The sequence below is a fragment of the Chamaesiphon sp. VAR_48_metabat_403 genome (genome assembly GCF_031422475.1).
Classification (GTDB): Bacteria; Cyanobacteriota; Cyanobacteriia; order Cyanobacteriales; family Chamaesiphonaceae; genus Chamaesiphon.
This window is the reverse complement of the sequence record NZ_JANPLS010000447.1, coordinates 1-7,221: the sequence shown is the minus strand read 5'-3', so window position 1 is coordinate 7,221 and position 7,221 is coordinate 1. Positions and strand designations below refer to the sequence as shown.

At 44.5% G+C, this 7,221-nt stretch carries 9 protein-coding genes and 2 pseudogenes; 4 read left to right on the top strand and 7 right to left on the bottom strand.

Going from position 1 to position 7,221, the window contains the following annotated elements:
- From RMO79_RS21385 to RMO79_RS24670, 3 genes and pseudogenes are all read right to left on the bottom strand, one after another.
- Positions 1–860: MFS transporter (locus tag RMO79_RS21385; protein WP_310485286.1), on the bottom strand; the 860-nt coding region annotated here is incomplete at its 3' end.
- Complete coding sequence (locus RMO79_RS24675) at positions 778–1,152, bottom strand: MFS transporter (RefSeq protein WP_396136651.1); 375 nt, start codon at positions 1,150–1,152, stop codon at positions 778–780. The genes RMO79_RS21385 and RMO79_RS24675, both read right to left, overlap by 83 nt.
- A gap of 424 nt (positions 1,153–1,576) precedes the next feature.
- Positions 1,577–1,915 (bottom strand): annotated as a pseudogene (locus tag RMO79_RS24670) (AraC family ligand binding domain-containing protein); the annotation flags it as partial.
- Positions 1,916–2,098: 183 nt separating this feature from the next.
- On the opposite strand from RMO79_RS24670, the gene RMO79_RS21375 reads away from it, so the two are divergent.
- From RMO79_RS21375 to RMO79_RS21365, 3 genes are all read left to right on the top strand, one after another.
- The gene (locus RMO79_RS21375) at positions 2,099–2,422 is read left to right on the top strand and encodes a metalloregulator ArsR/SmtB family transcription factor (RefSeq protein ID WP_310485284.1); all 324 of its coding nucleotides are present in this window, start codon (positions 2,099–2,101) and stop codon (positions 2,420–2,422) included.
- On the top strand, positions 2,419–3,378 hold the full coding sequence (locus RMO79_RS21370) for an SRPBCC domain-containing protein (protein WP_310485283.1): 960 nt from the start codon (positions 2,419–2,421) through the stop codon (positions 3,376–3,378). Before RMO79_RS21375 ends, RMO79_RS21370 begins: the two co-directional genes overlap by 4 nt.
- A gap of 181 nt (positions 3,379–3,559) precedes the next feature.
- On the top strand, positions 3,560–4,456 hold the full coding sequence (locus RMO79_RS21365) for a bile acid:sodium symporter family protein (protein WP_310485282.1): 897 nt from the start codon (positions 3,560–3,562) through the stop codon (positions 4,454–4,456).
- A 70-nt stretch (positions 4,457–4,526) separates the two neighbouring features.
- Here RMO79_RS21365 and RMO79_RS21360 read toward each other — a convergent pair whose 3' ends face one another.
- On the bottom strand, positions 4,527–5,090 hold the full coding sequence (locus RMO79_RS21360; protein WP_310485281.1) for a sugar O-acetyltransferase: 564 nt from the start codon (positions 5,088–5,090) through the stop codon (positions 4,527–4,529).
- A gap of 241 nt (positions 5,091–5,331) precedes the next feature.
- On the opposite strand from RMO79_RS21360, the gene RMO79_RS21355 reads away from it, so the two are divergent.
- The gene (locus RMO79_RS21355; protein WP_310485280.1) at positions 5,332–6,180 is read left to right on the top strand and encodes an AraC family transcriptional regulator; all 849 of its coding nucleotides are present in this window, start codon (positions 5,332–5,334) and stop codon (positions 6,178–6,180) included.
- Between the two features lie 179 nt (positions 6,181–6,359).
- On the opposite strand, the gene RMO79_RS21350 is transcribed toward RMO79_RS21355, so the two are convergent.
- The 3 genes and pseudogenes from RMO79_RS21350 to RMO79_RS21340 all read right to left on the bottom strand — a co-directional run.
- Complete coding sequence (locus RMO79_RS21350; RefSeq protein ID WP_310485279.1) at positions 6,360–6,668, bottom strand: hypothetical protein; 309 nt, start codon at positions 6,666–6,668, stop codon at positions 6,360–6,362.
- Between the two features lie 51 nt (positions 6,669–6,719).
- Positions 6,720–6,896, bottom strand: coding sequence for a hypothetical protein (locus RMO79_RS21345; RefSeq protein WP_310485278.1), 177 nt, complete (start codon positions 6,894–6,896; stop codon positions 6,720–6,722).
- Between the two features lie 115 nt (positions 6,897–7,011).
- Positions 7,012–7,221: pseudogene (locus RMO79_RS21340) on the bottom strand (IS110 family transposase); the annotation flags it as partial.

The window sequence follows — 7,221 nt, the reverse complement described above, 5'->3', positions numbered from 1 at the left end:
CTCACGGATTCGTAGAGCCAACCTGCCCACAGCGGCCCGATTACCTGCGCTAGTGCCATCACCGCCGCAATACTGCCCTGCACCCGCCCTTGAACATCCGCGCCCATGCTTTTGGACATCGCTCCGGTGAGGCAGGTTTGGACGAGCGGTTGTCCCAGACTATAGACCGCCATTCCGGCATATAGCAGTTGGACACTACCTGTAATTGGAAATAGACCGATGAGAAAGAAGCCAAATCCGGCGATCGATCCACCCACAATTGCCAGATGAATTTCTTGAAAACGTCGCAGTAACAGCGGTAAGACGAATAGCTGCATTAAGACAACAGTGACCCCAAAAGATACTAATAGAGGAGAAATTTGCTCTGGTGTCCAGTTGAGTCGATCGGCAACCAAGCTCGGTAAGTTAGTCGAAGGCAGAATCACGATCGACCAGAACAGCAGATAACTCAGCAGTAGCAAGCGGTTTTGCGGAAATTGCAAGATGTCCCGCGTTTGAGTCAGCGGATTCAGTTGACTGAGGGGAAGTTCTGTTGATCGTTGTGCGGGTGGCAAACTCTCTGGCATCGAGAAATAGCCCCAGATGACCGCAACCACGAGCAGCCCGATTAACACATAGAGCGGCGCAACAGTGTTAATCCGTGAGACAAAACCACTCGTGGCTGGCCCCACAATAAACCCCGAACCAATGGCAGCAGTCAGAAAAGCAAAGTAGCGAGTGCGATCGCTAGGTTGGGTTGTGTCTGCAACATAAGAAAAAGCGGTGCCAATCCAACACTCACACACGCCTACAATCATCCAGCCTACAAACAAGACCCACAATGCTCCACCGTTGGCGTAGCCTATCGGAGATAATCGCAAACATCGCAAAGCCCAGGATTGCACCGCACAGGCTCACCAGCATCACCACTCGTCGCCCATAGCGATCGCTGATGGCTCCCAGGATCGGCGCACTGAGGAATTGTGCGAAAGAATAGCTCGAAAATAACAGCCCGATAGTCAAGGCATTGCCACCATACTGCTCGACTAAAGCTGGCAAGATCGGGCCAATGAGTCCGATATAAAACGTGCTGAGAAATGCCGCAAACAGAATGAATGGATGCAACCGACGCGGCGGTTGCGACGCAGCGGAGCTGCGTGCTAATCGCTTCATATTCATGTCTTATTCTCCAATGTCGATTGTCGATCGGGTTGGCTGTGCAGTAATTCTTTGCTGATTTACCTGTTTTGTATTTAATTACAGTGCTGAAATAGTTGGGATGTAAATACTGTGCCTGAGCGTAGTCCTGTACTTGCAGCAAGCGATCGCATTTACCAGTAAGTAGATCGCGAAAGTGCGCTTCTAGATTGCGCTGAAATGTCAGTGTGATGTTAGAGCTAGTTAAAGCTTCAGTCAGTGGATCGTATGCCTTCCAAAATCGCTCTTTAATTTTGAGTAGCAACACCACCATTAAACAGCCGATCGTTTTATGTTTATAAGCCGAATCCGACTGATATTCCTGCAACAACATCCCGCCTAAATCATCAAAAATTTGGAAAATTTCGCGATCGGGATAGTTCGGCGGCACAACTTCAGCAATTAGGAATGGAAATTCATCTAAAATATTTTCACGAACATATTGCTTCAGGAATGATTCTGAGAAGGTAATGATATAGCCTTTTAATGTTTCATCAACCTCGAATCCCTTCAGATGACCTGGATTGGTAAAATAAATGATGTTGCCGCGCGTCACATAGGATCGATCGTCAATCAGGTAGCGACCTCGCCCTTCATGCAAAATTAAAACTGTATAGAAGCTTGTCCGAAATAGTGGAGACTTAACTGGAAAGTTGGGAAACAGCTCCTCATTCAGATGAATCGTAAAATCAACGTCTTGCTCTAACTTGCCGCCAAAAGAAGCATAAAGTTCGGACATCGAATCATAGGTTTTAATCGCATCACTCATTCGGATTTAATCGTCAAATTACCTAACAGGATAATCTATCTAAATTGACAATTCGTTGGTGTTAGTTAATTCGATATATCAGGCTGAAGCATCGCTTGACAATTAAGCAAATGCTAAAGTATTGTTTAGTTAAGCATTTGCTTAATTATCTTTATGAGTCGATCGACTGCCAGTACCGACATTTTTCAAGCGATCGCCGATCCCACTCGTCGGGCGATTCTCGATCGGTTGCAGCATGGCGAGCAGCCCGTCAAGCACCTTGCGGAACCATTCGCAATGTCTTTACCTGCTATTTCTCAGCACTTGCAAATCTTAACCGCAGCGGGATTAGTGATCCAGCACCGCAGGGGACGACAGCGCATCTACCGACTCAATCCAGCATCCCTCAAGCCAGTATCAGAGTGGATCGGCCAGTACGAACAGTTTTGGACGGCAAAACTGGATGCTTTAGGGGAGTATCTGGAGGAACGAGCGTGAGCCAGGAGATGGAGCTGGAAACATTTTATCCCCACCCACCAGAGCGCGTTTGGCAGGCACTGACCGATCGCCGTGCGTTGAGTGTCTGGATGATGGACAATGATTTTGAAGCTTGCTTGGGGCATCAGTTTCAGTTTCAAAGTTGTCCGCTACCAGGGTTAAAAGTCACCATTTACTGCCAAGTGCTAGAAGTGGAAGCACCAAAACGCCTAGTTTATAGCTGGAAAGAGCGTCCCTGGGGTCCAGCGTCACGAGTGAGCTGGACACTAGTTCCAGCAGCAGGCGGCACCCAAGTCCGACTTCGGCATAGAACTATAGATGCTGCGTCGATTCCTGTATTTGGGCTGACACTCCCCAATCGCTTGATGGGTCGGGAGATTGACTCTCAATTCACAGCTCCGACAGCGATCTCACATCCTTTACAGATAGCCGCTTCTACTTCAAAAGATGGATTACCTCGATCTTTAGAATTCCTGAACTATCAAACCAACTGGCATTACTGGTTGCACCAAAAATTACCTGGAGTATTAACTATGAGTTCAGATCGACAGCTTCTACAAAATTTATATGATGCTTTTAACAAACGTGAGATTGAAACAATCATCTCGGTGATGCACCCAGATGTGAAATGGGCAAACGGGTTAGAAGGCGGTTTCGTCTATGGACGCGACGCGGTGCGAGAATACTGGACTAATCAATTTAAGAATATTCAAGTGCAGCTTGAAACCTTAAAGTTTGAGACAGATGAGAAGAATCGCAATTTCGTTACCGTTCATCAAATCGTCAAAGATTTGCAAGGTAATCTGCTTGCGGATATGACAGTTAAGCAAATTTTTACTATTGAGAATGATTCGTTGGCACAGCCCCTCTGCAAGAGGATCGTTCTTTATGAAATTGGTGAAACTGAAACAATCCAAGAGATGATTGAACAGACGAAAGCTGCCAACGAGCGATGATACCAGAATCACTATCCCAAGACCCGATCGCCAAAATTCAAGTGGTGACAGGATTGGGATGTTTAGTAGTGATAAAATTGGATCGCAATTTAATATTATTGGAGATGGAACTAATTTTACTAATACTAGTCAAAGTTAGATTTCACCGATTGTATTATTTAGATAACAAGACTATACGTACATGCAAGACAGTATTCTAACAACGCTAGTTTTACCGATCGCCTTGGCAATAATTATGCTGGGGCTGGGATTATCACTCAAAAGTGATGATTTTCTGCGGATTTTTAAATATCCAAAAGCTGTGACGATCGGCTTAATCGGTCAGTTAGTTATCTTACCAATTATTGCCTTGGCGATCGTCAAAGTTATTCCGATGCCACCAGCGATCGCGGTAGGGTTAATCATTCTCGCCCTCTGTCCGTGCGGGCCATCATCGAACATGATTACCTATTTAGCTGGTGGGGATGTGGCATTGGCTGTCACCTTGACGGTGTTTAGCAGTATGATTACGATCTTTACAATTCCCCTATTTGCTAGTCTGGCGGTAAATTCTTTTCTCGGCACAAACGCAATCGTTTCCCTACCAATTGGGGCGACGATGGGACAAATCTTTGTAATTACAGTTATTCCGATCGCGTTAGGGATGTATATCCAGCATCAATTTCCTGAAATTGCGCGACGGTTAGAGAAAGTTACCAATAAGTTGGCGGTTGGCTTTTTAGTTCTAATTATTATTCTCCTAGTTGCTAAAGAATGGAGTAAATTACCTAGTTTTATCGTGCAGGCTGGCTTGGGTGTAATGTTACTAAATATCCTCGGTATGGCAGCCGGATATGCAATTAGTAAAATGCTCAACCTGAATATTGCCCAACAAATCTGTATCGCGATCGAAGTCGGGATTCAAAATGGGACACTGGCGATCGCGATTACTGCTGGCATCTTAAAGGATGCAGAAATGGCAATTCCAGCGGCTATTTATAGTTTATTTATGTATCTGACTGGATTTGCTGTTATTGCTTACAGCAAAAATTTGACCAGCGATTCATCAGGTGACATTCCATCTTCCGATCTTGGTTAGTATCATTGAATTTCTACCGTAGATAATACGATGATTGCGCTCTTCACACTACCGATTTATCCAAAAATTATCATGTAATCGACTTAATGACTCGACACGGATTGCCGACAGCTACAACGTTGGCAGGAATATCTCTGGTGACAATGCTACCTGCGCCAATAGTGGTGTTATTCCCAATAGTGACACCCGGACAAATAATCGCGCCACCCCCAATCCAGACATCATCACCGATGACAATCGGTGCAGCCATCTCCAGTCCAGATCTTCTAATGTCGGGATCGAGGGGATGATATGCGGTGTAAATTTGCACTCTAGGAGCAAGCAGTACATTCTTCCCAAAGTGAACTTCGTTGCAATCTAAAATGATGCAATCGTAATTAATATACAAATTTTCTTGGGCATAAATATGACAGCCATAATCACACATGAAAGGTGGTTTGACCTCAAAAACTTCACCGACCGAGCCAAATAAATTTCGGACGATCTGGCGGCGGGTTTCGATGTCATTGGGATGCGAAAAATTAAAAGTATGTAGCAACTTCTGAGCTGCTGCCATCATCCTAATTAGTTCTGGATCGGAGATACCGATGTATGGCTCGTGTGCCAGCATCTTTTCCCGTTCTGTTTTGTTCATACTAAATATACAAATCAATCAATCTATCGATAGATTGATTTTACAGAATATTTCAGTCAATTAATGTCTGCCTATCGGTAGATATTTAGAAAAATCAACTTAGGTTTCTGATTGAACAGTACAGTGGATAGTAAGTATCTAATAGCTGTAAATCATTCGTCCAGATTTAGTCTGCTAGCTTCGCTACAAGGATAGGTGCTCAAACTCATTTGCCCAACTCCAGCAGCCAGGAAATCTAACTATGCAAGCAAATCTGCCACGAACTAAAGTTTGGCGATCGCAATACCTAAAATCGATTGAATTAATACATGGCGTTCATCAAAACTATTCCTCGCCCCTCCATTTTCATGAAGAACTAGAACTGAACATCAAGCAGGGCGATGGCTGGGAGTTTAACTACCGAGGTGCGATTCATAACGTGCCACCAGATACCTTGGTGGTGACACAGCCAGGAGAAGCACATCAGGCTGATTCTAAAAGCGAGCGAGATTGCACTTTTCGAGGGCTAAGGATAAGTATGAATTTGCTCCAGCAAGTGGCTACAGACGTTGCTGGACGAGATATCGAACTGCCACTTTTCCCGATACCAATCGTTCGCGATCGTGACTTTAATACCCAATTTATTCGAGTTCATCAAGCCATAGAACGTTCCACATCTATGCTCGAACAACAGACATTAACCTTGGATCTATTAGCACAATTGATTCTGCGCTATGCCGAAAATCCACCAGATCTCGACAAATTAGGCATAGAGATTCAGCCTGTCCATCGCGTTCGAGATTATTTAGAAGAACATGCCGATCGAGAAATATCATTAGAGCAGTTGTCTCAGCTTGCGAACTTGAGTCCATTTCATCTCAATCGATCTTTTAGCAAAACCTTTGGGATGCCGCCCCACGCTTATCAAATTCAAATGCGAATTATCCAGGCAAAACGGTTACTCAGAAAAGAGCACTCGATCGAGAGTGTCGCTCTTAAAACTGGATTTGTCAGTCAAAGTCACTTTAGCTCCCACTTCAAGCGGCTGGTTTGCGTTACGCCGAAACAATATATCCAAGATAGTAAGAATGTGATAAATTTCGATGTTTAGAAGGTTATAAAATCAAATTAGATCGTCAGCTATGATTCTTAGAGATCGATCGGGAATGATGTTTCAATTTATGAAAATTGCACGGGGGTTTTCTAGGGAGGGCATCGGGAATATTATTGGTGGTGGTGAACCAGATGAGTTGGATCTGTTTAGGGGATGCGAGATGGCAGTAAAAGATACTAGGGATTAGATGAATCAACCACTTTTACCGTTGGCACAGCCTTTCCCCTAGAGAATCGATCGCGAATATCCACCATTAAGCTTTCAGGAGAGCGATTTTCAAGAAAAGCTACTAAGTTAACTGCTTCCGAAAGACGACGAAGGGCATCGCCAAAATTATCATTTCGGGGCAATGTCAACACGATTCTCGTTCCGAGAGGCTGCGCCAACGGATTGCCAAAATCATCGTTGATTCCTTGAAAAATAGTTACTCGTTGGTTTTGATTTGGTACTTGCTTCCAACCATGTTCGGTTAAATAAGTTGCCATATCATTGACTGATAATTTAGCTTCTCTGAGTAATTGAGGACTGTTGAGGATTTAAGCTGAAAATCTAGGGCATACCCGCTGGTGAACCGCCGATTGCCGATCGTGGTGATTTGCAAAAAAGGTGCCATCGATGCCAAAATCTTTGTCGAAGTTGGAAATGCTGACTCCAGCTCTGGCGGCGTTGGCATAGCCTCTCCCTTGGGAGAATAGCTTGAACGTGGGCAACACTGAGGAGTTCTTGGATTATTTGCTGTGGAAACATCAAGGATGCGATCGAATGCCAGTCTCAGTTTAGCGCAACAGCTACTCAGTAAATCGTTGGCGGAGCCTCTTTCAAGAAACACTAGCCAGAAAGCTTATGTAGCGGGGGCTGGAACAGATGTGTTAGATGTTGGAGAATTTGCTCGTGATATTTCTGCTCATAGTAATCCATACCAGGGTCAGTATAATTGCCACCAGTTACCCACTGCTTATAAAATATTTGAGAAATTTTATGCGCGGTGGCTGTGTTGGCTTTAGGGGCACCCAATCGAGAACGTAATCGACGATAAAA

Excerpts from the sequence above, each read along its gene's own strand:
- RMO79_RS21350 (WP_310485279.1), bottom strand. The coding sequence starts at position 6,668 with ATGGCAACTTATTTAACCGAACATGGTTGGAAGCAAGTACCAAATCAA.
- RMO79_RS21360 (WP_310485281.1), bottom strand. The coding sequence starts at position 5,090 with ATGAACAAAACAGAACGGGAAAAGATGCTGGCACACGAGCCATACATC.
- RMO79_RS21365 (WP_310485282.1), top strand. The coding sequence starts at position 3,560 with ATGCAAGACAGTATTCTAACAACGCTAGTTTTACCGATCGCCTTGGCA.
- RMO79_RS21355 (WP_310485280.1), top strand. The coding sequence starts at position 5,332 with ATGCAAGCAAATCTGCCACGAACTAAAGTTTGGCGATCGCAATACCTA.
- RMO79_RS21375 (WP_310485284.1), top strand. The coding sequence starts at position 2,099 with ATGAGTCGATCGACTGCCAGTACCGACATTTTTCAAGCGATCGCCGAT.
- RMO79_RS24675 (WP_396136651.1), bottom strand. The coding sequence starts at position 1,152 with ATGAAGCGATTAGCACGCAGCTCCGCTGCGTCGCAACCGCCGCGTCGG.